General features: G+C 38.6%; 23 protein-coding genes. 1 reads left to right on the top strand and 22 read right to left on the bottom strand.

Features of this window, described 5'->3' with window-relative positions; all coding sequences use genetic code 11:
* Positions 1-43 precede the first annotated feature (43 nt).
* From HW271_RS04155 to eno, 14 genes are all read right to left on the bottom strand, one after another.
* A complete protein-coding gene (locus HW271_RS04155) occupies positions 44-937 on the bottom strand; it encodes an aldose 1-epimerase family protein (RefSeq protein ID WP_178894969.1) in 894 nt (297 codons plus the stop codon).
* Between the two features lie 95 nt (positions 938-1,032).
* Entirely contained in the window at positions 1,033-2,508 is a 1,476-nt protein-coding gene (locus tag HW271_RS04150; RefSeq protein ID WP_178894968.1) for a PTS galactitol transporter subunit IIC, read from the bottom strand.
* 44 nt (positions 2,509-2,552) lie between these two features.
* Positions 2,553-2,858, bottom strand: coding sequence for a PTS sugar transporter subunit IIB (locus tag HW271_RS04145; RefSeq protein ID WP_178894967.1), 306 nt, complete (start codon positions 2,856-2,858; stop codon positions 2,553-2,555).
* Between the two features lie 41 nt (positions 2,859-2,899).
* Complete coding sequence (locus HW271_RS04140) at positions 2,900-3,376, bottom strand: PTS sugar transporter subunit IIA (protein ID WP_178894966.1); 477 nt, start codon at positions 3,374-3,376, stop codon at positions 2,900-2,902.
* Positions 3,377-3,572: 196 nt separating this feature from the next.
* On the bottom strand, positions 3,573-4,184 hold the full coding sequence (locus tag HW271_RS04135; protein WP_178894965.1) for a hypothetical protein: 612 nt from the start codon (positions 4,182-4,184) through the stop codon (positions 3,573-3,575).
* A gap of 90 nt (positions 4,185-4,274) precedes the next feature.
* Positions 4,275-6,098, bottom strand: a complete 1,824-nt coding sequence (lepA, locus tag HW271_RS04130) for a translation elongation factor 4 (protein WP_178894964.1) — start codon at positions 6,096-6,098, stop codon at positions 4,275-4,277.
* 78 nt (positions 6,099-6,176) lie between these two features.
* Complete coding sequence (locus HW271_RS04125; protein WP_178894963.1) at positions 6,177-6,905, bottom strand: metallophosphoesterase family protein; 729 nt, start codon at positions 6,903-6,905, stop codon at positions 6,177-6,179.
* Positions 6,906-8,573 (bottom strand): DNA repair protein RecN, encoded by a 1,668-nt coding sequence (gene recN, locus HW271_RS04120; RefSeq protein WP_178894962.1) that lies wholly within the window; start codon positions 8,571-8,573, stop codon positions 6,906-6,908.
* Positions 8,574-8,579: 6 nt separating this feature from the next.
* Positions 8,580-9,011: an arginine repressor gene (locus HW271_RS04115; protein ID WP_178894961.1), complete on the bottom strand. Its 432-nt coding sequence runs from the start codon at positions 9,009-9,011 to the stop codon at positions 8,580-8,582.
* Positions 9,004-9,819, bottom strand: coding sequence for a TlyA family RNA methyltransferase (locus HW271_RS04110; protein ID WP_178894960.1), 816 nt, complete (start codon positions 9,817-9,819; stop codon positions 9,004-9,006). The genes HW271_RS04115 and HW271_RS04110 overlap by 8 nt, the downstream gene beginning before the upstream one ends.
* On the bottom strand, positions 9,812-10,687 hold the full coding sequence (locus tag HW271_RS04105) for a polyprenyl synthetase family protein (RefSeq protein ID WP_178894959.1): 876 nt from the start codon (positions 10,685-10,687) through the stop codon (positions 9,812-9,814). Before HW271_RS04105 ends, HW271_RS04110 begins: the two co-directional genes overlap by 8 nt.
* Positions 10,684-10,896, bottom strand: a complete 213-nt coding sequence (locus HW271_RS04100; protein ID WP_178894958.1) for an exodeoxyribonuclease VII small subunit — start codon at positions 10,894-10,896, stop codon at positions 10,684-10,686. Before HW271_RS04100 ends, HW271_RS04105 begins: the two co-directional genes overlap by 4 nt.
* Positions 10,874-12,214, bottom strand: a complete 1,341-nt coding sequence (gene xseA / locus HW271_RS04095) for an exodeoxyribonuclease VII large subunit (RefSeq protein ID WP_178894957.1) — start codon at positions 12,212-12,214, stop codon at positions 10,874-10,876. Before xseA ends, HW271_RS04100 begins: the two co-directional genes overlap by 23 nt.
* A 177-nt stretch (positions 12,215-12,391) precedes the next feature.
* Positions 12,392-13,696 (bottom strand): surface-displayed alpha-enolase, encoded by a 1,305-nt coding sequence (eno, locus tag HW271_RS04090; protein ID WP_006151137.1) that lies wholly within the window; start codon positions 13,694-13,696, stop codon positions 12,392-12,394.
* A 163-nt stretch (positions 13,697-13,859) separates the two neighbouring features.
* Here eno and HW271_RS04085 point away from each other — a divergent pair, with 163 nt between their 5' ends.
* Positions 13,860-14,303 carry a DUF1694 domain-containing protein gene (locus HW271_RS04085; RefSeq protein WP_178894956.1) on the top strand — a complete coding sequence of 148 codons (444 nt, stop codon included), beginning with the start codon at positions 13,860-13,862 and terminating at the stop codon, positions 14,301-14,303.
* Positions 14,304-14,305: 2 nt separating this feature from the next.
* On the opposite strand, the gene HW271_RS04080 is transcribed toward HW271_RS04085, so the two are convergent.
* From HW271_RS04080 to ligA, 8 genes are all read right to left on the bottom strand, one after another.
* Complete coding sequence (locus HW271_RS04080; protein ID WP_178894955.1) at positions 14,306-15,415, bottom strand: glycerate kinase; 1,110 nt, start codon at positions 15,413-15,415, stop codon at positions 14,306-14,308.
* A gap of 18 nt (positions 15,416-15,433) precedes the next feature.
* Positions 15,434-16,075: a phosphoserine phosphatase SerB gene (serB, locus tag HW271_RS04075; RefSeq protein WP_178894954.1), complete on the bottom strand. Its 642-nt coding sequence runs from the start codon at positions 16,073-16,075 to the stop codon at positions 15,434-15,436.
* A gap of 62 nt (positions 16,076-16,137) precedes the next feature.
* Positions 16,138-17,571: a glycogen synthase GlgA gene (glgA, locus tag HW271_RS04070; RefSeq protein ID WP_178894953.1), complete on the bottom strand. Its 1,434-nt coding sequence runs from the start codon at positions 17,569-17,571 to the stop codon at positions 16,138-16,140.
* Entirely contained in the window at positions 17,568-18,707 is a 1,140-nt protein-coding gene (glgD, locus tag HW271_RS04065; protein ID WP_178894952.1) for a glucose-1-phosphate adenylyltransferase subunit GlgD, read from the bottom strand. Before glgD ends, glgA begins: the two co-directional genes overlap by 4 nt.
* Positions 18,697-19,839: a glucose-1-phosphate adenylyltransferase gene (locus HW271_RS04060; RefSeq protein WP_049496442.1), complete on the bottom strand. Its 1,143-nt coding sequence runs from the start codon at positions 19,837-19,839 to the stop codon at positions 18,697-18,699. Before HW271_RS04060 ends, glgD begins: the two co-directional genes overlap by 11 nt.
* On the bottom strand, positions 19,829-21,757 hold the full coding sequence (glgB, locus tag HW271_RS04055; RefSeq protein ID WP_178894951.1) for a 1,4-alpha-glucan branching protein GlgB: 1,929 nt from the start codon (positions 21,755-21,757) through the stop codon (positions 19,829-19,831). The genes HW271_RS04060 and glgB overlap by 11 nt, the downstream gene beginning before the upstream one ends.
* A gap of 406 nt (positions 21,758-22,163) precedes the next feature.
* Complete coding sequence (pulA, locus tag HW271_RS04050; RefSeq protein WP_178894950.1) at positions 22,164-24,446, bottom strand: type I pullulanase; 2,283 nt, start codon at positions 24,444-24,446, stop codon at positions 22,164-22,166.
* A gap of 106 nt (positions 24,447-24,552) precedes the next feature.
* The gene (gene ligA / locus HW271_RS04045) at positions 24,553-26,511 is read right to left on the bottom strand and encodes an NAD-dependent DNA ligase LigA (protein ID WP_178894949.1); all 1,959 of its coding nucleotides are present in this window, start codon (positions 26,509-26,511) and stop codon (positions 24,553-24,555) included.
* Positions 26,512-26,587 lie beyond the last annotated feature (76 nt).

The following is a 26,587-nucleotide window of genomic DNA, read 5'->3' as shown; positions in this document are numbered from 1 at the left end:
AGTTGGAAAAGTCAACAATTTATGTTTGTTTTTGTTTATTTTTTCATAAAATCTCGATATCGAAACCAAGTTGTTCAAAACGACCAGGTTTCAAAATTTTAACATCTTTCTTATCTTCCAGTCTATCTCCTTCTTCTATTGAAGTAGACAAACCTGACCATGGTTCCAAGGCAATAAAAGGCCCTTTATTAAGAGTTGACCATACGATTAAGTTAGAAAATTCTTCAAAGTGAAGTTTCAAACCTTTATCATGTTTTCGTGAACGCAAAGCTACACTGCGAGATTCCAACTCATCTAATGTCACAGCATCGTAGCTAAAGAAGTCATAATTTAAATCTAATTCTTTTTGATTATTTAACCAAGGACTTCTATCTTTGAAATCTAACATTCCTGTTTCTGGGAATGGTTTTGGAACTGAACAAGTCTCTGGCTTTTCAAATTCCAAATAGTAGTCTTCATATGTCTCGTCATCTAATAAGGGACAGTTAAAACCAGGATGCCCACCAATAAAGTATGGCATCGATTTTTCAGCTTCTTTATTATATATTTTATACTGTGTACGTACGGTTTTCCCAGTCACTGTATAAATAATTTCTAAACGAAAATGATAAGGGTAATTTGCATACATTTCTTCGTCATCTTCAATAGCAAAAGTCACAGAATGTTCTGTTTGTTCTACTAATGTAAATTCTTTTTTCCTTACCAAGCCATGTCGAGGAATTTTTCCTTCTTTTTGACTACCATCTTCTTTATCATAGACTACGCTATCATTTCTAACTGATCCACAAATTGGAAATAAAACAGGCGCTTGACCACTCCAATAAGCTGGATCTCCTTGCCATAAATACTCTACACCATCTTTATCTTTTATAGAAGATAGCGCTCCTCCTAAACTCTGAAACTCTACTTGTAAATAATCTGATTTTAATTCAATCACAACTTATACCTCCATTTTTTCAAAAAAACTAGGCTGACTGCTCCATAGTGGAAACTGACAACCTAGTTTTTACAATTTACATTTTTAGGAGCAAATTATTTTGCGTTTGCTGCGTATTCTTCGTTACGTTTAATCATTTGTTTTCTGTACCATGCAAAGATACCAACGTAGAATACAAGGAATACTACTGCTCCAAGGATAGCTTTGATATCACCAGTTGTAGCGTTACCAATTGCCCAACCAAATAGTTTTTCAATTGGTCCTTCAAGAGTTGAGTGAGTAATCAATTGAGTTTGGCTCACACCTTCTGGGAAGGCACCTACACCTTTAGCAAGTTCAGTTGCGAATGGTGCGATAAGTGTACCTGAAAGAAGGAAGAGTGGCAACAAGAGAGTTCCGAAGATAATCATACGGAGCAATTTACCACGAGTAACTACCAAGAGAGCTGGAGTCACACCCATAGCGATGATACCAGCAAGTGGCAAGATACCATTTCCGACTTTTGAAAGAAGCACAGCTTCAACCAACATGATTGGTGCAAGTACGTTAGCACAAGCCCAGATTTCAGCACGACCAGCGATAAATGGCCAGTCAAGACCGATGTTGAATTTACGTCCTTGAAGACGTTTAGTAGCAACGTTTGTAATACCTTGTGAAAGTGGTTCTACGGCTGCGATGAACCATGAACCGATAAGTGAGAAGAGCTCCAAGCAGACACCGGCAGTCAAACCAAGTGACAACCAGCCTTTAATAACAAGTTCCCATGAAGATGCATCTTCTACTCCAGCAACTGGATGTGGAGTTCCCATCAAACCGATAACGATACCAAGAATGAAACCGATGAAGAATTTAGATCCCCAGAAACCGATTCGTTTGTTCAATTTCGCAGCGTCAAAGTCATATTTATCAAGACCTGGGAAGAATTTATCAAAAATCTTATCCAAAACCATGATAACTGGGTTCATCATGTAGTTCATGTGAGTTGAAGTCATTGGTGATGAACTTGGTGCATTAAGAAGGTCATCAAATGTTGGTTTCATCAAGTCAGAGTTGATGATTTTAAGAACTCCAACAAGTACAACTGCTGCAGTCGCGATGAAGAGTGAAACTCCTTGGCTAACTCCATTGTTGTCTGCATACCATTTAATCAAAAGACCTGTGATAGACAAGTGCCAGATATCGAAGATATCAACGTCAAGTGTATCAGTTTTCTTCATTGCAAGCATCACAACGTTGACAATCAACATGATGAGCAAGAAGTAAAGTGTCCAAGCAGAACCCCAAGTGATTGTAGCAAGTGGTGCCCAACCAACGTCGGTGATGTTCAATTGAATACCAGTATTTTCAACGAATTTTGCAAGAGAAGCTGAGAAAGCTCCGTTAAGCATTCCGATGATAGCACCGATACCAGTAAGTGCGATGGCAAGTTTGATACCACCTTCAAGTGCTTTGGAGAATTTAACTCCGAAAAGCAAGGCCAATACTGTCAAAATGATCAGCATGATGATAGGGCCACCCATAGCCAAGATAGGTTTAAAGATATCGTTGGCTAAATTGATAATGAAATCCATAATTTTTCCTCCCTTTATTTTTATGGAAAATTACAAAATAATAATTAACTTAATCCGTGTTCTTTGATTGCTGCTTCAATATTGTCATAAACTGGAGCGCTCATTGCTGGAATACGGAACAAGATTGGTCCAGCTTCAACTACTGGGATACCAGGGTCAAAACCTAAGTCAGTTGCAGCGATTGGTGTGAAGATATCATAACTTTTAATCAAGTCTTCATTGACATCTTTTACCATAACTGCGTCACACTGTACATCGTATCCACGACTTGAAAGCTCTTCTTCAAGAGCACTTTTAATTTGGTGGCTTGAGTTAACACCTGCACCACAAGCAGCAAGAATTTTAATCATTTGGATTTCCTCCGTTTTATATTTACTATTTATTAATGAATTTAAGCAGTTGCTTCTGAGATATACTGGAACAAGGCTTCTGGTTCTGTAATCTTAGAAAGTGCTTCTAGATGACCATTACCTGTAAAGAAGTCCATCAATTGAGCAAGAATGTTTGTTTGACTTGAACTTGAATTATTGATGATAAAGAAGAGTAATGATACTTCTACTTTCTTGTCAGGAGCAATCATATTGTGGAATGTTACTGGTTTTGCTAAGCGAACCACAACAACATTTTCAGTTAAATTATGAATCGTATCAGTGTGAGGGATTGCTACATTTGGCAAGTCCTTCCCTAGAAATTCCATATCTAAACCGGTTGGAAATATTTTTTCACGTTCAATCAATGCCGATCGATAGGTATCCGTAACAACTTTCTTTTCTTCCAATAGGGTTGCAACTTGATCAAATAGTTGCTCTTGATTATCTGCTTCTAGACAAAAAACTAAGTCTTTGCTGAAGAAATGATCTAATCCCATGACCTTCTCCCTTCATATTTAACTTTTATGATACAAGTATAACACTATATGAAACCGTTGTCAATGTTTTTTGTTGTATTTTGTTTGATTTTTATTTTTTTTGTTTGATTTTAAACAACAAATAATTTCAAATAGTTTTGGAAAAAGATAGAAAAAGATAGAAAAAAACAGGATATACATCCTGTTTTCTTATTTATTAATCTTTTTTCGTAGTCCAACTTTGTTCAATCAATGGAAGCATATCCTTTAACACTTCAGGTGTTCCTTCTAGAGAAACGTATCTAAACTTACCATCGTCTGATTTAAAGACCCAGATCACTAGATATTTACCATTTTTAGCAATACAGTTTACGACATAGGCGTCATAACCACCAATTTTTGACTTAGATCCCCAAACTTTAGAGAAATCCTTGCTTTGTTGTTTAGTTTGATAAACGCTAGTAGAAACTTGAACAGCATCAAGAGCAGCATATTCACTTTCACTAACACCAAGGTGCTCTGGTTTAAAAGTATTTAGGGTAACGATGTTGATGTCCGTTCCATCACAGTACTGAATATCATCACCACCCTCAACTTCTGTAAAATGTATCCATGATTTTGGCACTTTTACGTAGCCATAAGCATCTGACCCGATTACCTGTGTATCCTTAATCGTTGATTCGGCTACAGTTGTTGTTTCTTGTGCTGTGGTAGTTTCCTGGACTGTTATTGTATCTGAGGTTGCTTCTTTCTTAGCTTTTGAAGTATTACAAGCAACAAGAGTTAAGCAACACACTAAAAGCGTAGATAAGCTGATGATTTTTTTCATAATCCTTCTCCTTTCACCCCTATTTTAATGTATGTAAATAAAAGTGTCAAAAGATAACTGTGATTCATTCTAAAGAATAATAGAAATTAATTATTCTTCATCCATGCTCAAGACGCTGAGGAAAGCTTCTTGTGGGACTTCTACTGAACCAATAGCTTTCATCCGTTTCTTACCAGCTTTTTGTTTTTCGAGGAGTTTACGCTTACGTGAAACGTCACCACCGTAGCACTTGGCAAGCACATTCTTACGAAGGGCTTTGATATCAGTACGAGCCACAATCTTGTGTCCAATTGCAGCTTGAATGGGCACTTCAAATTGTTGACGAGGAATGATTTTCTTAAGTTTATCTACGATAAGTTTCCCACGTTCATAAGCAAAATCTTTGTGAACGATAAAGCTGAGGGCATCGACCTTGTCTCCGTTGAGAAGGATATCCATTTTGACCAGTTTAGATGGGCGGTACTCTGACAATTCGTAGTCAAAGCTTGCATAACCACGTGTCGAAGACTTAAGTTTATCAAAGAAGTCAAAGACAATCTCAGCAAGAGGAATTTGATAGATGACATTGACACGATTATCATCAATATAATCCATCGTCACAAAATCACCACGTTTGCGTTGAGCTAGTTCCATTACTGCTCCAACGAATTCTTGTGGTACCATGATTTGTGCCTTTACATACGGTTCTTCAATGGTCGCAATCTTTGTAGGATCAGGAAACTCAGATGGGTTCGATACATCCATAGATTCACCATCTGTCTGATTAACCTTGTAGATAACGGATGGTGCAGTCATGATAAGGTCGATGTTAAACTCACGTTCCAAACGTTCCTGAATAACATCCATATGAAGAAGGCCAAGGAAACCACAACGGAAACCAAATCCGAGCGCTTGAGAAGTTTCAGGTTCAAACTGCAAACTAGCATCATTTAGTTGTAATTTTTCAAGGGCTTCACGAAGATCGTTATATTTATTTGACTCAATTGGATAGAGACCTGCGAAAACCATCGGATTCATCTGCTTGTATCCAGATAGTGGCTCTGAAGCAGGATTTGTTGCCAAGGTTACTGTATCACCAACACGGGTGTCCTGAACAGTCTTGATAGATGCTGCAATATATCCAACGTCACCTGTCGCAAGGAAATCACGTCCCACTGCTTTAGGTGTGAAGATTCCCACTTCGGTAACATCAAAGGTTTTTCCATTACTCATGAGCTGAATCTTATCGCCTGGTTTGACAACCCCATCCATAACACGAACCTGGAGGATAACTCCACGATAAGCATCGTATACTGAGTCGAAAATCAAGGCTTTTAATGGTGCTGATACGTCTCCTGTTGGAGCAGGGACTTTTTCGACAATTTGCTCGAGAATTTTTTCGATACCGATACCAGCTTTGGCTGAAGCCAATACCGCTTCACTAGCGTCTAGACCAATGACATCTTCGATTTCTGTACGCACGCGCTCCGGATCTGCTGCAGGCAAATCAATCTTATTGATAACTGGAAGAATTTCCAAATCATTATCCAAGGCAAGGTAAACGTTAGCTAGTGTTTGAGCCTCAATCCCTTGTGCAGCATCGACTACCAAGATAGCACCCTCACAGGCAGCAAGGGAACGTGAAACTTCATAGGTAAAGTCCACGTGTCCTGGTGTGTCAATCAAGTGGAAAATATAAGTCTCGCCATCTTTTGCAGTATAATTAAGCTCAATGGCATTAAGCTTGATAGTAATCCCACGTTCACGTTCAAGGTCCATACTATCTAATAGTTGGGCCTGCATTTCACGGCTAGAAACTGTTTCTGTCTTCTCTAAAATACGGTCTGCTAGCGTTGATTTCCCGTGGTCAATATGGGCAATAATAGAGAAGTTACGAATCTTCTCCTGTCGTTTTTTCAATTCTTCTACGTTCATGATTCTCTTCCTTTCAGGGTATCTATTAATTATAAAATGTTTTTAATATTTTGACAAGACCATACCCTGCTAGGAGTACTAATCTTCGGCGACAAAGCCGTCATTTTCGATGAAATAGCGTTCAGTCATACCTTGGTCAGTAAAGACAATACCGTGAAGGACACCGCCGTAAACAGCTCCTCCATCCATTCCAATCTTACCGTCTTCTGTAATCCAAAGTTCCGCTGTACCGCGTTCTTGATTCAGTAAACCATAGACTGGTGTATGTCCAAAGACAATCGTTTTACCAGTATGATTAGCTGCTTCGTGGAATGGTTTTCTGAGCCAAACTTTCTTGTAATCTGTAGTATCATGCCAGTCATCCAAAGTCAAATCAATACCAGCATGAACGAATATATACTTATCTGTTTCAATCACAAAAGGCATCTGACGGATAAACTCCACTAAGTCAGCTGCTTCAGTTTCAACACGCTTAGCATCTGCTACACCATCTACTGGTGCATCCAATGGGCGGCCTAGAATAGAATTAATAGTTGTATCCCCACCATTACGACGATAGTGGTCATAGCTTTCTTCAGGGTTATCCAACCAAGTTAAAAACATATACTCATGGTTCCCTGACAAGCAAATAGCTCCCTGATTGTCGACTAAGTCTTTGACCATTTCTAGAACTCGGCGACTATCTTCACCTCTATCAATCAAATCTCCAAGAAAGAGTAATTGAGTCTTACCATCCCATGTTTTTAGGAGGTCCTCGAGCATTCCTGCTTTCCCATGGACATCTCCAATAACATAATAGTCTGTCATTTATTTCTCCTTACTTTGCAACAATTCTCTCGCTTGACTAAGTGCTGCTTCAGTTACATTCTCACCAGCCAACATTTTAGCAACTTCTTCCACTCTTTCTTCAACTGTCAACAAACGAACTGTTGAAACAGTTGAATGGTCATTACTAATCTTTTCGATAAAGAACTGATAATCTGCGATCGCAATGACTTGAGGAAGATGAGATATAGCTAATACTTGACCATTCTGACCAATTTTATGAATCTTTTGCGCGATGGCTTGAGCCACACGGCCTGAAACTCCTGTATCCACTTCATCAAATACAATGCTAGTCTTACCTTCCTTACGAGAAAAGGCAGACTTAATAGCCAACATCAAACGAGATAACTCTCCACCAGACGCTACTTTGACCAAAGGTTTAAAGTCTTCTCCAGGGTTGGTTGAGATGTAAAATTCAACACTTTCATTTCCTTCACGAGTAAACTTACCTTTAGTAAATTGAACCTGAAATCGAGCCTTATCCATATAAAGGTCTTTGAGTTCTTGCTGAATCTCAATTTCTAATTGTTGAGCTAAGTTATGTCGAGCAGATGCAAGCTTTGTTGCTAAGTCAACTAGACTTACTTCCAACTTTTTGAGTTCTGCTTCCATATCATCTGAAGATAAATTATTACCAGTCAGAAGATTGTATTCTTCTGTGATTTTAGCAAAGTACAACAAAACATCGTCAACATTACCACCATACTTACGTGTGATGGCGTGAATGAGATCCAAACGGCTTTCAATCTGCATTAGATGATTCCCATCGAAATCAAGATCTTCAATAATATCTTCTAAACGTTTGGTAACATCTTCTAGAACATAATAAGATTCAGATAAGGAAGTAGAAATTTCACGATATTCTACATCATACTCTTCTAAACTTTCCATATCATTCATAGCTGAACGCACGTTAGCTAGACTTGAAAATTCTTCATTATCTAGCATAGTATAAGCGTTAGTTAGCGTATCAGCAATATTTTTATGATTTAGAAGTTTATCTCGTTCTTGGTTTAGTTTGAAGTCTTCGCCTGGCTGTAAGGACGCAGATTCAATTTCAGCCATCTGAAATTCCAACATTTCAATACGAGCCTTGTGCTCTTCTTGATTTTTCTTAATCTCAAGAAGTTGCCTGCGCATTTTACGATAAGCATCAAAGTTTGTCTGATAGGCTTGCTTCAGTTCCAGAAAATCTGCATCACCAAACCCATCAAGCATCTGAATGTGCAATTGGGGACGCATTAACTCTTCTTGATCATGTTGGCCATGGATATCAACAAGATACTGTCCAATTGAGCGAAGAACAGATAGATTAACCATCTGTCCATTGACACGACTAACACTACGCCCGTTTTGTAAAATTTCACGACGGATGATGATTTCATCGCCTAACTCGATTCCTTGCTCATCAAAAATCATTTGCAAAGCATGACTGTTTTCAACCGAGAAAAGACCTTCAATTTCTGCTTTGGATGCGCCATGACGGATAACGTCCGTTGCAGCTCTGGCTCCCAGCATCATGTTCATAGCATCGATGATGATAGACTTCCCGGCACCAGTTTCCCCAGTCAGAACTGTCATTCCTTTCTCAAAATTAAGTGAAATAGCCTCAATGATGGCAAAGTTTTTAATTGAAATTTCAAGTAACATAAGTTCCTACCACTTTTTAACTTGCTCTACAATTTCTACAGCTGCTTCTTCAGTTCGCGCTACAATTAAAATTGAATTATCATCTGCTAAACAGCTAAAAATCTTATCTGAAAATGATTGAGTTAATTGACTTTTAACAAAAATTGAATTTCCAGGAATGACATCCAAATTGATGAGATTTCCCATTCGTTCAAAACTTTCAATATTGTTCTCAGCCAACTGTAAACTTTTGACTACTGACTTTGGTAATTCATAGACATAAGTATTGTCTTTCAAAGGAATTTTTACAATTCCTAGTTCTTTGATATCTCGAGATACAGTTGCTTGAGTAGCGGAGATACCTGCTTCTTTTAAATGTTCAACGATTTCTTCCTGAGTACCGATTTGATAATCAGTCACAAATCTTCTAATCTTCTCTAGTCTCTCTTTTTTATTCATCTTTAAACTCTCTATGTGCTTTTTCTACTAGTGGTTCTATTTCAGAAACCACCTGATTACTTGCGTGTTCTTCCTTACGTAAATAAGCAAGAAACTCAATATTACCGTGGCCGCCTTGTATAGGTGAAAAATCCAATCCTAAAACGGAAAATCCTTCTGTGACCGCCATTTCTGTTACCGTTTCTAAAACATTTTTGTGAACCTTAGCATCTCTAATAATCCCATTTTTCCCAATTTGTTCTCGACCGGCTTCGAACTGTGGTTTTATGAGGGCAACAACTTGTCCTTGATCAGCTAAGACTCTATGTAGAGCTGGAAGGATGAGACTCAATGATATAAAACTTACATCGATACTTGCAAAGCTAGGTACTTGTTTAAAATCATTTTTTTCAGCATAGCGGAAGTTAAACTGCTCCATGCTGACAACACGAGAATCCTGACGCAATTTCCAGGCAAGCTGATTGGTACCAACATCAACTGCGAAAACTAATCTGGCACCATTTTGAAGCATGACATCAGTAAATCCTCCTGTTGAAGCTCCAATATCAATGGTCGTTTTGCCTTCAACTGATATGTCAAAGTTTTCCAAGGCTTTCTCAAGTTTCAAACCTCCTCGGCTCACATACTTAAGCTTCTCACCCTTGAGTTTTAATTCAGTATCATCAGGGATTTTTTCTCCTGGCTTATCGAAACGTTCACCATTTAGAACCGCAACAACCAAACCAGCCATTACGCCCCGTTTAGCCTGTTCTCTTGTTTCAAATAAACCTTGTTTGTAGGCAAGTACATCTACTCTTTCCTTAGGCATTGATTCTCAAACTTTCTACTATTTTTACAATTGGTTCTTTATCAAAGTCGACTAATTGGCTAATCACGTCTAATTTTTCATTAGCCTGATCCAAAGTTCGGTTACAAAAAACTTTTGCCTCATCTAATCCTAACAAGGCAGGATAGGTTGATTTCTCAGCTTGCAAATCTTTTTGTGGTGTTTTACCAATTTCCTCAAAACTAGCAGTAACATCAAGGATATCATCCCTCACTTGAAAAGCAAGCCCAATCAGCTCCCCAACTGTTTTCAGCTGTTTTTGAAGATTTTCATCCAATCCTGCAATAATTCCTGCAGCTTGAAAAGGGAAGGCTAAGAGTTTACCAGTCTTATTAGCATGGATGGTCTGAAGTTCTTCTAAGTTTAAGTGTTTTCCTTCGCCTACCATATCCAAAACTTGGCCAGCGACCATCCCCATACTTCCAGAAGAAAGGGACAAAGAAGCTATTAAATCTACCTTAATTTCGTTTGGCAAGTCTGCTTGCGCTATCAAAGCATAAGGATCTAAAAAGAGGGCATCACCTGCCAAGATAGCTAAATCCTCTCCAAAGACTTTATGATTGGTCAAACGTCCTCGACGATAATCGTCATTATCCATAGCAGGTAAATCATCATGAATTAAACTACCTGTGTGAATCATCTCAAGCGCTGCTGCAACCTGAGCATGAGCTAGAGTGATTGGCACCTGCAAAGAATCCAAAACTTCTAAAAGTAAATAAGGACGAATTCGTTTACCTCCAGCATGTATGGAATAAAGAACTGCTTCTCTTAAATTTGACGCAAATTGCTGGTCACCATAAAACTCCTCTAAGGCTGATTCAACTAAGGCTAGTTTTTCTTGCTTGTTCATAGAAGTTCGCTTTCTGTTCCATCTTCTTGCATGACTTTAACCAAAGTCTTTTCAGCTTTATCAAGCGTAGCTTGCAATTCTTTTGAAAGGACCATTCCTTTTTGAAATGCAGTAATAGCATCTTCTAAAGCAATTTCACCATTTTCTAAGCTCTGAACAATAGTCTCAAGTTCAGCTAAATTTTCCTCAAATTTCTTCTGTTTTGACATCTTTAACCTCTAATTCTACCTGACCATCTCGCATCATTAACGTTACTTGATCAGTTTTTTTCAAATCTTTTGCTGACGATACTACGGCATCCCCTTTTTTCACAATCGCATAACCTCTGGCTACGATACGACTAGTATCTAACATGAGTAGCGCTTCTGACAAGCGTTTCACCTCAGCAACCTTGGCATCATAAACTACCGCCATTTGACTACGAAGTAACTTTTCCAGTTGTAGCAGGCGGTCCTGGTAACGCTGAATCTTGACATTTGGTGATAACTGTTCTAGATGATGAACTTGTTCCAAGACTTTTTGTTGTTGTCTGACAAGTTCTGTATTAATACTTTGTTTGAGACGTAATTGCAACTGATCCAAGCGTTGCAGATATCCATCATATAAACGCTCTGGTTGCCTGAAGATGACTGATTGACTAAGCGTTCTCAAGGCTTCTTTTTTCTTTGATAAAGTATTTTGTACAGCAGTAGCCATTCGTTTCTCTTGATTTTTAAGGTAGGTCAGTAGATCTAACTTAGTCACAGGTGTAGCTAACTCTGCTGCTGCAGTTGGTGTTGCGGCTCTCTTATCAGCCACAAAGTCTGATAAGGTTACATCTGTTTCGTGGCCAACACTTGAAATAATAGGAAGACGCGATTCAAAGATAGAACGCACTACAATCTCTTCGTTAAAAGCCCAAAGATCTTCAATTGATCCACCACCTCGACCAATGATAAGAACATCCAAGTCTTCTCGTTCATTAGCTCTAGCAATGTTACGGGCAATCTCCTCTGCTGCCCCTTCGCCTTGAACCTTGGTAGGATATAAAACAATCTTTACCCCTGGAAAACGTCTGCTAACGGTAGTAATAATATCCTGTATAACAGCACCACTACGACTAGTCACAACCCCGATGCGTTTTGCAAACTGAGGGATTGCTTGTTTAAAGCGTTCTTGAAAAAGGCCTTCTTCTGATAATTTCTTTTTTAATTGTTCGAACTGAATCGCAAGAGCCCCTACACCATCAGGCTCTGCCTTTTCAATAATAATTGAATAACTCCCACTTGGTTCATAGACTTGAACTCGGCCGATAACATTAATCTTCATGCCTTCTTCCAAGTCGAACCCAAGTTTCTGATAGATACCAGACCATATGGTTGCTTGGATAACAGCTCGATCATCTTTTAGAGAAAAGTATTGGTGAGTTGGACGCTTTCGAAAGTTAGAAACCTGACCAGTTAAATAGACCCTCTCCAAGTATGGGTCTTTATCGAATTTCATTTTCAAATACTTGGTCAAAGTTGTTACCGATAAATACTTTCCCATCTCAACCTCCTTCTTTCTCTAGTTTTTCCTGGGTATTATTATACCAAAAAAACGTTTAAAAATCTCTTTTTTCACCTCTAGAATACGAAAACAAGACTGGATTTCTATGACCTTGTCTTATAAGATACAAAAGCCCTTGGAAAAATCCAAGGGCTTTAATTAGTTCACTGAACTATTTTATTTTTTCAAGTTGTAGAATGATTTCAATCCACGATATTCAGCTACTTCACCAAGTTGATCTTCGATACGAAGCAATTGGTTGTATTTAGCGATACGGTCAGTACGTGAAAGTGAACCAGTCTTGATTTGTCCTGCGTTTGTTGCAACTGCGATGTCAGCGATTGTTGAATCTTCAGTTTCACCTGAACGGTGTGATACAACAGCAGTGTAACCAGCTTCTTTCGCCATTTCGATAGCGTCGAATGTTTCAGTAAGAGTACCGATTTGGTTAACTTTGATAAGGATTGAGTTAGCAGCACCTTCTGCGATACCTTTTTCAAGGTATGAAGTGTTTGTTACGAAGAAGTCGTCACCAACCAATTGAACTTTACCACCAAGACGTTCAGTAAGAGCTTTCCAACCGTCCCAGTCGTTTTCGTCCATACCATCTTCGATAGTGATGATTGGGTATTTGTTTACCAATTCTTCAAGGTAGTCGATTTGTTCTGCAGCAGTACGTACAGCAGCTCCTTCACCTTCGAATTTAGTGTAGTCGTATACTTGACGTTCTTTATCGTAGAATTCTGATGAAGCACAGTCAAATCCGATAAATACGTCTTTACCTGGAACATAACCAGCAGCTTCGATAGCAGCAAGGATAGTTTCAACACCATCTTCAGTTCCTTCGAAACGAGGAGCAAATCCACCTTCGTCACCTACAGCTGTTTCAAGACCACGAGATTTAAGGATTTTCTTAAGAGCGTGGAAGATTTCAGCACCCCAACGAAGAGCTTCTTTGAATGTAGGTGCACCAGCAGGTACGATCATGAATTCTTGGAAAGCGATTGGAGCATCTGAGTGAGAACCACCGTTGATGATGTTCATCATTGGAGTTGGAAGAACTTTAGTGTTGAATCCACCAAGGTAGCTGTAAAGTGGGATTTCAAGGTAGTCAGCAGCAGCGCGAGCTACAGCGATAGACACACCAAGGATTGCGTTTGCACCCAATTTACCTTTATTAGGAGTACCGTCAAGAGCGATCATAGCACGGTCGATAGCTTGTTGGTCACGTACATCGTAGCCGATAATAGCTTCAGCAATGATGTTATTTACGTTGTCAACAGCTTTTTGTGTACCAAGACCACCGTAACGAGATTTGTCACCGTCGCGAAGTTCAACTGCTTCGTGTTCACCAGTAGAAGCTCCTGATGGAACCATACCACGTCCGAAAGCACCTGATTCAGTGTAAACTTCTACTTCAAGTGTTGGGTTACCGCGTGAGTCTAGGACTTCGCGAGCGTAAACATCAGTAATAATTGACATTTTTTACTCTCCTTTGAGTTAAATTATTTTACACCTCTATGATACATCAAAAAGATACCTTTTTCAAGAAAAAACGTTATCTTTGTGCAAATTTTCCTTAAGTTCATTAAGTAATCGCTTTCTTTTCCGCCTTATCTATAGACTTTTATGATATACTATATTTATGACTGATGTATCAAAAAAAATATTAGAAAAAGCCAATGGTGGACTTAAGTTAAATCCAGACGAACAAAGACGTTTTCTTGGTACCTTTGAAGAACGTGTTCTTGGCTACGCTGAACTCGCTACTGCGAATGATGACAAATTTCAAAAGGCATTTTTAACAATACTAGAGACCCTAAAGAAAGAAACTGAACCTCTATTTGTCAAAATTTCTCCTCAAGTTGAATTTGACAAACAAGTCTTTTATCTAAAACATGCCAAAGATGACAATTGCCAAGCAACTATCGTTTCTGAAGATCATAACTCTTCTCCTTTCGGCATGGTCATACACAGTGATAGTCCTGTTCAAACCCAAGAAAAAGACCTTAAAAAGGCCTTTTCTGACTTATGGCAAGAGAAAGAGACGAAAGCTCCTACTTCTTTTTGGAAAAAATGGTTTGGTTAACTCTATCTCAAAGACATGATCCGAGCAATACTTGCAGCTGTATTTTCTAAATAAACAGCTGCTTTTTTTAAACTATCTGCTAACGGTTCACTTTTTTCAAGTATGGAAAAAGCTGCGACTATATTCTCAAATGGTAAAGGTGGTAAATCCTCTGATAAACTACCACAAATAGCAAGAACTGGAACACCCCTAGGTGTTCTTTTTGCTACTCCAATTGGCGCCTTTCCAGCTAGACTTTGCGAGTCCAGTCTACCTTCGCCAACAATCACTAGGTCAGCATTTACAACTTTTTGATCGAAGTTTATCAAATCCAAACAAGTTTGAATACCAGATACAATCTCTGCTTCAGCGAAGGCACACAAGCCAGCTGCAATACCACCACCAGCTCCTGCACCATCTAATTTTAATATTTCAGGTCCAATTTTACTATAGAAGTCTTTAATAGCAGCATCAACTTCTTGAAATTTAGATGGATCCAATCCCTTTTGTTTTCCAAATGTGAAGGTAGCACCATGAGGTCCACAAAGCGGATTGGTCACATCTGCAAGTATTTTTATATGTACGTCAGAAGGAATTTGAAGCACACCCTCCTTCGAAATTTTCCTGATATCAAATAGAGATTGACCATTTGCTTGAAGTACAATTCCGTTTTTGTCATAAAACTGATAACCAAGTCCTGAAGCAATGCCAATTCCACCATCATTACTAGCCGTACCACCGACACCAACGTAGATATCTTTAATCCCTTGGTATATCAAATGGAGAATCAGTTGACCAATTCCCTTTGTTTGAATCTCTAGAGGATTACGTTTTTCAAAAGGAATTTTAGCAAGACCTATTAAATCTGCAACTTCAAATAGAGCTAGTTTCTCTTTTTGAAAGTAGGACATCAAAACCTCATCACCAAAAGGTCCAGTTACCTGGACTCTTTTTTCTTCCAAACCTAGAGAACTTTTAATGGCGTCTACTGTTCCTTCACCTCCATCACCAACAGGTAAAAGTAAACATTCCACGTTTGGTATAGCCTTTTCGAATCCTCTTTTTATAGCTTCTGCCACTTGTATTGCAGGAAGACTCTCCTTGAAGGAGTCAGGTGCTATAACAATTTTCATTTTGATTCCTCTTTCTATCTAAAGGAAGTCTATCATTTCCAAAACTTTCCCAAAATCTCTCTCATCTACCTGAAGATTTATTTCTTTTTTCACAATATCCTTGGCACAAAAGGCTATACCAAGTCCTGCACTTTTAAGCATTTTTAAGTCATTTGCTCCATCACCGATAGCTATTGTCCTCTCGAAAGGTACCTCTAACTCTTGAGCCCAACTGAGCAATGTTTTTTCTTTAACTTCTCTACTTATAATAGGGTCAATAAGATTTCCAGTTAAATGATCATCTCTGATTTCTAGCTGATTTGCAGTATATAATGAAATCCCCAAATCTTTTGCTAATCTATCCACGATAGTGGTAAATCCACCTGATACTAAACCGACTTCTATCTGATTTTCTTGAAGAACTTTAATAAACTGGGCAGCGTTCTTACTAAGATGAAGCTCATGATAAATCTTATCAAAAACATTGATAGAGAGACCTTTAAGAAGAGAAACACGTCTTTTTAAACTTGCTTCGAAGTCTAATTCTCCTCTCATAGCTTGAGCTGTTAGCAGGGCAACTTCTTTTTCGCATTCTGCCTCTTTCCCTAATAAATCAATAACCTCTTCTTCTATCAGAGTTCCATCTACATCGAGCACACAGAGTCCTCTAGCTTTATTCATTTATTCCCCATACTTTCATCATCTCAAAAAATCGTATGAAACCATCATACGATTTTATTTATTTAATTTGCTAAGCTGTGATACAAATCAAGATAAGACTGACAAGCTGTATCCCAAGAAAAGTCACATTCCATAGCTTGGACTTGAAGTCTCTTCCAAACGTCAGGATGATTATAGTAAACATCCAAAGCAGTTTGAAGAGCCCAGTTAAGCCAGTATGACGTCAAGTTGTCAAAACTAAATCCTGTACCCGTTCCTTCAATTGGATTAAACGGTTGGACAGTATCTCTCAACCCGCCCACCTCATGAACAAGTGGTAATGTTCCATAACGCATAGCCATCATTTGAGAAAGTCCACAAGGTTCAAAACGACTTGGCATGAGGAAAATATCACAGGCTGCATAAATTTCTTGTGCTAGCTTGACATCAAAGGTAATATTGGCAGATAGTTTATCTGGGAATACTTGACCAAACCATGAGAAGGCTTGTTCAAAACCAGGATCACCTGTACCCAAGAGAACGATTTGAACATCTTCTTGAAGCATGCGATGCAAACCTTCAACGACGACATCAAAACCTTTCTGTCTTGTCAAACGCGACACAATACCAATCATTGGAACATCGGGACGAACTGGAAGACCAACTTTTTCTTGAAGTTTAGCTTTATTCTGAGCTTTTCCTGATAGGTCTGATTTATTAAAATGATAATCCAACAGTGGATCCGTTTCTGGATTATATAGATCTGTATCGATTCCATTTACAATACCAGAAACCTTACCAGACTCCATTCGAAGAATTTGATCCAAACCACAGCCAAACTCTGGTGTCATAATTTCATGAGCATAACTTGGTGATACAGTAGATACACGATCTGCATAGAGGATACCAGCCTTCATCCAGTTAAGGCAATCATTCCAACGAACTGTACCATCCGCATAACGCTCAAAACCAACTCGGAACAAATCCCAAAGCATACCCTCGGAGAACTGACCTTGGAATTCCAAATTATGGATGGTTAAGATGGTTTTAATATTCTGGTAAGCTTGAATCCATCTGTATTTTTCCTTCAACAAGAAAGGAATCATTGCTGTATGGTAATCATGAGCATGGAGAACGTCAGGGATGAATCCAATTCGCTCCATAGCTTCTAGGGCTGCAAGTTGGAAGAAGGCAAAGCGCTCACCATCATCGAAATCACCGTAAACGTGACCACGGAAGAAATAATATTGATTGTCAATAAAGTAGAAAGTAACACCGTTTAAAACAGTCTTCTTAATACCACAAAATTGTCTACGCCAACCAACGTATACTTCAAATTGAAGAACATCTTCAATTTGATCACCAAACTTGGCTTCCACCATGTCATAGTATGGCAAGATAACAGCAACTTCATGACCAGCTTTAACTAATGATTTTGGAAGAGCCCCGATAACATCTCCCAAGCCACCTGTTTTAGAGAAAGGGGCTCCTTCGGCTGCTACAAATAAAATTTTCATGAAAGAATGTCCTCTGTTACTTTTTCACCTTTTTTGATGACAACAGGATTTTCTGCTGTACCACGAATAACAACTCCATCAGCTACTTCAGCACCCTTATCAATAATTGCATACTCAACTTGAGCGCCTTCACCAATGATAACACGAGGGAAAACAATAGATTCTTTAACTAAGCTATCTTTATGAATTTGAACATTACGCGAAACAACTGAACGAACAACCTTACCTTCGACAATACTACCAGAAGCAAACTGCGAAGTATTTACTTCACAACCAGGTGCATAATAAGTTGGTTCTTCGTTTTTCACCTTTGTATGAATTTTTTGATTTGGAGAGAATAAAGAGTAGAATTTATGCTGATCAAGCATATCAATATTGGCTTGGTAGTATGTTTCTACAGAATGAATATTTGCTAAATAACCAGTATACTCGTATGCAAAAGCGCCTGATTCCGCTGCTAAGTCACGTAGAACATAACGTAGTTTTTCTGGGTGTTCTTTCTGAGCTTCTTCTTCCAGACGTTCAATCAACCATTGAGTATCTACAACAAAGATATCCGTTGACATGTTGTAGTATTCTTGTTCAGCTTTTTTATCGAAGAGTTTGTGAGAGAGCACGTGGTCAGTTTCATCAATATCTAGGATAGCATTTACTTCTGAAATATCCTTTTTAGGTAGTTTCTTATAAACGACTGTGATAGGAGATTTTGTAGTATTATGCAAATGGAAAACCTGAGTAAGATCAATATTTACCAAAACGTCACAGTTCAAGGAAACCGTTTGGTTAGATCCAGAACGTTTTAAATAAGTCAAGAGTTGTTGATAATACTCTTTACCAACAGTACTACTTTCCACACGAGTATTGTAGATTCCAAGATAGTAGTGGCTAAGAAGGGTATTCAAGCCCCATTCACGTCCTGAACGAATGTGGTCAAATACAGAGCTGATGTTATCTTGTTGGAAGATTCCAAAGACACTTCGAACACCAGCATTTGCTAAACTTGAGAGTGGGAAGTCAATCAAACGATACTTTCCTCCGAATGGCAAACTCGCCACAGGACGGTTACTTGTCAAGGTTGACATATCATGGAAACCAACGGTATTTCCTAAAATCGCTGAATATTTATCAATCTTCATCTGTTGCTACCCCCACTACTTCGTTATATCCGACTACTTGTACTTCTTCTGTACCATCAATTTCAACACCATCGGCAATAATTGCACCTTCACCGATGATTGCACGTGTAATTTTAGCACCTCTACCGATAACTGCTCCACTCATGATGACAGAATCAACAACTTCTGCTCCCTTACGAACTTGAGCAGCTGTAGAAAGAATGGAATGTTTTACAGTACCATTCACGTAACATCCATCTACTACTAGAGAGTCTTCTACTTGAGCAAATTCTCCAAGGAAGTTTGGTGGAGCGATAAGGTTACGAGAATAGATTTTCCATTGACGATTACGGCTATCTAGAGCGTTTTCTGGAGAAATATATTCCATATTTGCTTCCCAGAGTGATTCTATGGTACCAACATCCTTCCAGTATCCATTGAACTCATAAGCATAGACACTTTCACCAGTTTCAAGATAATTTGGAATAACATTCTTTCCAAAGTCTGACATGTCAATATTATTCTTTTCAGCTGCAACTAGCATATTGCGTAGACGTTTCCAATCGAAAATATAAATACCCATTGATGCCTTGGTTGATTTTGGTTGGGCAGGTTTTTCTTCGAATTCAACAATGCGATTATTAGCATCTGTATTCATGATACCGAAACGACTAGCTTCTTTTAGTGGTACATCCAAAACAGCAACTGTCAAGCTGGCATTGTTATCCTTGTGTGATTGGAGCATATCATCATAGTCCATCTTGTAGATATGGTCTCCTGAAAGAATCAAAACATACTCAGGATTAATACTATCGATATAGTCAATATTTTGGTAAATGGCATGACTTGTACCTTCGAACCAACGATTTCCTTCACTTGCAGAGTAAGGTTGAAGGATAGAAACACCTGAATCAATTACATCAAGACCCCAACTAGAACCGTTTCCGATGTGATTGTTAAGAGCAAGAGGTTGATACTGTGTGATAACACCAACATTGTGGATACCAGAGTTGGCACAGTTAGAAAGAGCAAAGTCAATGATACGATAGCGCCCACCAAATTGCACAGCAGGTTTTGCAATGCTTTGAGTGAGTTTACCGAGTCGAGTTCCTTGCCCACCGGCAAGGATTAAAGCTAGCATTTCATTCTTCATTTTCTACTCCTTTTTGAGATTTATTTGATTCTTTTTTAGCGGGTTTCAAGCGACGTTTGATTTTCCAGATACTTGCCCCCATAGCTGGCAAAGTAAAGGTCAAAGTCTGTTCATAATCCTTCCATAACCCTTCTTGAGTTTGAACAGTTTGGTTGTGTTCTTTCCAAACACCTCCCCATTGTTCCAACTCTGTATTCCAGATTTCTTCGTAAATACCTGCAACTGGTAATCCAATTGTAAAATCAGGACGTTCAACCGGTGCCATGTTAAAGACACAGACTAGCATCTCGCCTTTTTTACCCTTACGAATAAAGGATAGAACACTTTGATCTCTATTATCAGCATCGATGATTTCAATTCCATCATAACTTGTATCAATTTCCCAAAGACAACGGTGATCTTTATAAAGCTGATTCAACTGAGATGTGAAGTATTTCATCTTGGCATTCATTGGATCTTCGAGATTTGACCATTCTAATTGCTCTTCTGATTTCCACTCTAAGAATTGACCAAATTCACTACCCATAAATAGTAATTTCTTACCAGGGTGACAGATTTGATAAGTGTAGAGATTTCTCAGGCCAGCAAATTGATTGTAACGGTCTCCCCACATCTTATGCATCATACTCTTCTTACCATGGACAACTTCATCGTGTGAGAATGGCAAGAGGTAATTTTCATTAAAGATGTACATAAAGCTGAAGGTAACAAGGTTAAAGTCATACTTGCGGTAAATTGGATCTTCCTCGTAGAAACGTAAGATATCATTCATCCATCCCATGTTCCACTTGTAGTCAAAACCAAGACCGCCCATCTCCTTCATCCCAGTAATCTTAGTACCAGAAGAAGATTCTTCTGCAATCATCATGACATCAGGGTGAGCTAGCTTAATAACAGTATTTAAACGCTGAAGGAAATAATAACCTTCGTAGTTAAGATTGCCACCGTCTTTATTTGGTGTCCAAGGTGCATTATCATAATCAAGATAAAGGATATTACTTACGGCATCTACACGGATACCATCTAAATGATAAAAATCAATCCAGAACTTAATGCTAGAAATTAGGAAAGATTGTACTTCGTTTTTCCCTAAGTCGAAGTTTAATGCCCCCCAACCATAGTTATGAGCTTTGTTATGGTCTTGATATTCAAATGTCGGAGTTCCATCATAGTAGGCTAAGGCATCATCATTGATTGTGAAGTGACCTGGAACCCAGTCCACTATAACACCGATATTGTTTAAGTGACACTCCTCGACAAAGTCCTGAAACTCTTCTGGTCTTCCGTAAGAATGCTCTAAACCGAAATATCCCATCAGTTGATAGCCCCAACTCAAACCTAGCGGGTGAGCCATCAAAGGCATAAACTCAATATGAGTGTAGTTCATTTCAACTAAGTAAGGAATCAACTCTTCTTTTAATTGAGCAAAACTATATGGAGTTCCATCTGGATTTCGTTTCCACGAACCAGCGTGTGCTTCGTAAATATTAACTGGTCTTTCGAAGAATCCCAAACGTTTTCTACGAGCTAACCAAAGTCCATCCTTCCATTTCTTTTCTGGAATTTCTGTTAGAACAGCCCCTGTTCCTGGACGTGCTTCATAGCGAACAGCTAAAGGATCAATCTTCATAAGCTGATGACCGTTAGCCCGTGTGATATGATATTTATAAATCTGACCTTCTTGGGCAAAAGTTGTAAAAACTTCCCAAACTCCAGATTCATTCCGAACCATAGGGATTTGATTTTCAACCCAATTCGTGAAATCACCGACTAGATGAACAGCCTGCGCATTTGGAGCCCAAACTCGGAATGTGTAACCCCATTCCCCGTCTTTCTCCTCACGATGTGCGCCCAAATAGTGCTGAAGATGGAAATTTTCGCCTGTTGTAAAAGTTCTTAAAGCTTCTAATGTATCCATAAATCCCCCTTTATATTGTAAGCGTTTTCTATATTTCTATTATACTATCTTTTAAGAAAACTTTCAACCAATTTCCGAATTATCATAAATATTTTTTAGAAAATCTTCAAATAATTATCTTGACATTTCTTATATTTTCAGTATTTAATGATATTCTACCTTGATTTCAGTTCTTGTAGCATTAAATTGCTTACAATATTTTTTTCAATCCTAATTTTGCAAAATAGACACCACAAAAACTTAACATTATTTTCATAAATTAATATTTTTGTTCGGATAAAGTATCTTAAGTACAATTTTATCAAATTTTCTGAAATTTTCAACTATTTTTAGTAATATTTCCATATTTTTTATTAGGACAAATTTATATATAAAAAACTCAAGATTAATCTTGAGTTTTATTTTTTTAAACTAAAACATTCATAACTGCAACGCTCACATTATCAATAGTGTTTTCTTGGTTTGAACGACTATTAGTGATTCGCATTTCAAGGTTTCCCGCATTTTCATAATAGTGGGATTCTCCTTTAGCATTAAAGACCACTAAGTAATGCTCGTCATCTTCCTGAATTTCATAGACAATCCAGCCACTATTTTCAATAGCTGTGTGAACAAAGACGTGACGGTATACTTCCTCGTATGTAGGGTATGAAAAGGCACTACTCTTTGTTTTAAGACCTATAATCTGACGAATAAATTCAATACTATCCTGACGCTCATTGATTAAGTCCCAGTCCACCTGGTTAACAGCGTCTGGAGCATTGTAACTGTTCATGGCACGTTCGCGATCATCATGAGTCAACTCACCGTTTTCACCTGTAGGAACCAGTTTGGTACGTCCAAACTCTTGACCAAGTTCCATAAAGGAGATACCTTGCATGAGTAGATTCATGGCAGTTGCTGTTTCTACCTTTTTCATGATACTTGCTTGGTCTTCTGTTGGATGAAGTGTCGCTAATAAATCATGCAAGTTATAGTTGTCATGGGCTTCTACATAGTTGACAACCTGATTAGGGCTTAAATAAGAGCCCAGTTCACGACTACCAAGGATAGCTTTGGCAACAATTGGTTCAGTGGCAGCACCACTTACGAAGCCTGATTTGATATCACCATAAACTTCAGCACCCTTAACCGCATTACGTTGATCATCATTGAAAAATCCAATATTAGGTAACTGATAAGCATTGTCTTTCTTAGCCTTATCGTAAGGTGCTAGACCAGTACCCATATCCCAACCTTCTCCATAAAGGATGATTTTAGGATCGACTTCATCCATTGCCCAACGGATCATCTGCATGGTTTTAATGTCATGGATTCCCATCAAGTCAAAGCGGAAACCATCAATATTAAACTCATTCACCCAATAAAGAAGTGAATCAATCATGTACTTACGGAACATTTCATGTTCACTAGCAGTCTCGTTTCCTACACCAGTACCATTTTGATAACTTCCATCGCGGTTCATTCGGTAATAATAGTCTGGAACCGTTGTTTGGAATGGGGCATCAACAGTTGAAAACGTATGGTTGTACACCACATCCATAATGACGCCAATTCCAGCATCATGATAAGCTTGAATCATCGTCTTCAAATCGCGGATGACTTGACCTGGATCATTTGGATTCGTAGACATGCTGGTTTCTGGTGCATTGTAGTTTTGTGGATCGTAACCCCAGTTGTAGGTCACATTTCCATCTGCATCATACTCTTTGTGACGATCAGCAATTGGTTGCAGTTGAACATAGTTCACACCAAGTTCTTTGATGTAGTCAAATGCAGTAGACTGACCGAAGTGATTGACTGTTCCAGTTTGGGCAGCACCCAAGAATGTTCCTCTTAATTCTGGAGAAACACCAGAAGTTTCAGACTTGGTCAAGTCACGAATATGCATTTCGTAAATAACCGCTTGACAAGGATTTTCTAATCGCCAAGTTGCTTCCGTTCCATTCTTAACTTCAAAACCTTCAACTTGATGTTCTTTTTTTGAAAGAATCGCTGAACGTTTGCCATCTGGACTTGTCGCGATGGTATATGGATCACGTGTCAATGATTGATGATGTGGAAAATCAATCAGATATTGATAGGCACGACCTGCAAGACTTTCAGGAACTGTCAAATCCCAAACTCCTATTGTATTATATTTGTGACTATAAGAATAACTATTTCCACGCTTCATCTCATACGTTTTTAGGATAGGAGCGTCATTGCTAGCTGATTCATAGACTACAACTTGTACAGTTGTTGCTGTTGGCGACCAAAGTTTAAAGCTTGTTTCTTCTTCGGAAACCTGGTATCCCAACTCTCCTTGGTAACCCCAATGGTGATCAAAACTGGCACTGTTAATCGCTTTATCAAAAGCAAATGGATTTTGATCTTTATAGTGTGGACTTGCAATAGCTGGATTTTCAGAATAATAAACAGTGTCATCTCCATCTAAAATCCAAACTTCCGTTAGAAGTGGATAATAATTGAAACGAATTGGATACTCTTTTGAAACACCGTCTTTTGTAATTACAAAAGTCATCGTTTCGATAGCTTTTTCGCTAGTTTGAGTTAAAGAAAATTTTTCTCCAAAATACTCTTCTTCTTTTACTAACTCAACTGTATCAAGAGGCTTTTTACTAAAACTACAATCTTTATAAGCCTCATCCTTACGATGATAATGAATAAGTACAGGATAATTGTACATAGTTCTCCCTAATTTCTAATTGTTAAATTTTAAAAAAATAATTTCTTGTTTAAATTTTCGAATTGGAGCAAGAAATCTAAGATAGTCATTCTTTAGTGTGTAATGATTATAAACTCTCCAACCAAGCTTCATCTCGAATCTCAATTCCAAGTTCTTGTGCTTTTTGGAGTTTGCTACCTGCATCTGCTCCTGCTACCACAAGGTCCGTCTTCTTCGATACACTACCCGTTACCTTGGCTCCAAGATTTTCGAGTTTACTTTTAGCTTCCGAGCGAGTAAGACGTTCAAGTTTTCCTGTCAATACGACTGTTAGACCTGATAAGGCAGCATCTGCTACAACGACCTGTCCTTTATAATCTAGATTAACATTTAATTCTTTCAATTCTCTTAAAAGGATTTTAGCGCCCTCAGTCTCAAAATAAGATTGGAGACTTTGAGCAATGACACTTCCCAAACTTTCAATGCCTGCAACTTCTTCAGGACTGGCTTGTGCTAGCGATTCGATTGAGTGGAAGTTTTGTAAAAGCAACTGACTTGCCTTACTTCCTACATGACGAATCCCCAAACCAAACAAAAGTCTTTCAGCAGAATTTTCTTTAGAAGTTTGAATAGCCTGATAAAGTTTTTGAGCTGATTTCTCCTTGATACCATCTAATAAGAGAAAATCTTCCACAGTCAAGCTATAAATATCTGCAACATCCTTAACCAAATTAGCAGCAAATAATTTCTCCACGATTGATGGGCCAAGGCCAGAGATATTCATGGCGTCACGAGATGCGAAGTGAATTAGACCTTCCTTGATTTGAGCTGGACAACGTGGGTTTATACAACGAAGAGCCACCTCATCTTCAAAGTGTAACAGCTTGCTCTCACAACTTGGACAGTTTGTTGGGATATCTAGTTTTTCCTCCGACACACGTTTAGACTCCACCACTCGTAGAACGGCTGGTATGATATCACCCGCTTTGTAAACAATGACTGTATCATCCTTGCGGATATCCTTTTCAGCGATATAGTCAACATTATGAAGCGTTGCACGACTAACTGTTGTACCTGCCAATTGCACCGGAGTAAGATTGGCAGTCGGAGTTACGACACCAGTTCGTCCTACTGTCCAGTCAACAGAAAGCAGTTTTGCTTCTTTTTCTTCTGCAGGGAACTTATAAGCGACTGCCCACTTAGGCGCTTTAACTGTAAATCCAAGTTGCTCTTGACCAGCTAGGTCGTTGACCTTAATTACGACACCGTCGATATCATAAGGCAATTGGTCTCTTTCTTGACCTACTTCTTGGATAAACTTCCAAACTTCATCCATGCTGTGTGCTAATAGGCGTCTTGGATTAACAACAAAACCCAATTGTTCTAAATGTTCCAAAACCTTCTCTTGGCTATCCCGAGTTGAAGGGCTTGCTTCTTGATAGAGGAAGGTTGCAAGATTACGTTTGGCTACTACTGCTGTATCTAATTGGCGAAGTGTTCCTGCAGCAGCATTTCGTGGATTGGCGAATTCAGGCTCGCCGTTTTCTTGACGAGCAAGATTGACTTGATTGAAAGAAGCTCTTGGCATATAACATTCACCACGAACAGTGATATCTAATTTCTCTGGTAAGGATAAAGGAATGTCCTTGACACGTTTGAGATTTTCCGTGATGTTTTCACCAATTGAACCATCACCACGAGTTGCTCCAGCAACAAAAATTCCCTGCTCATAAGTCAAGGAAATCGATAAACCATCAATCTTCAACTCACAGATATAAGTAACATCATCCAATTCTTTACGAACACGCGCATCAAAGGCATCGAGTTCTTCACGTGAAAAAGCATCCTGCAAACTATAGAGAGGATACTGATGACTATATTTTTCAAATCCATCTAGAATCTTACCTCCGACGCGATGGGTCGGACTTTCTGGTAAAACTTGATCAGGGTGAGCATTTTCTAACTCTACCAGTTCACGATAAAGACGATCATACTCACTATCAGATACAGATGGGTTATCACTTGTATAATACTCTGTCGCATAGCGATTGAGCAACTCAACGAGCTCTTTCATTCTTTCATTCATAAAACCATTTTACCATAAAAAGGACTATAGAAACAATATTCAAGCTCTAAAAAAGAAAATGAGAAGGATATTTCTA

This window comes from Streptococcus sp. oral taxon 061, assembly GCF_013394695.1.
Taxonomy (GTDB): Bacteria; Bacillota; Bacilli; order Lactobacillales; family Streptococcaceae; genus Streptococcus.
This window is presented reverse-complemented; position numbering and strand designations above follow the sequence as displayed.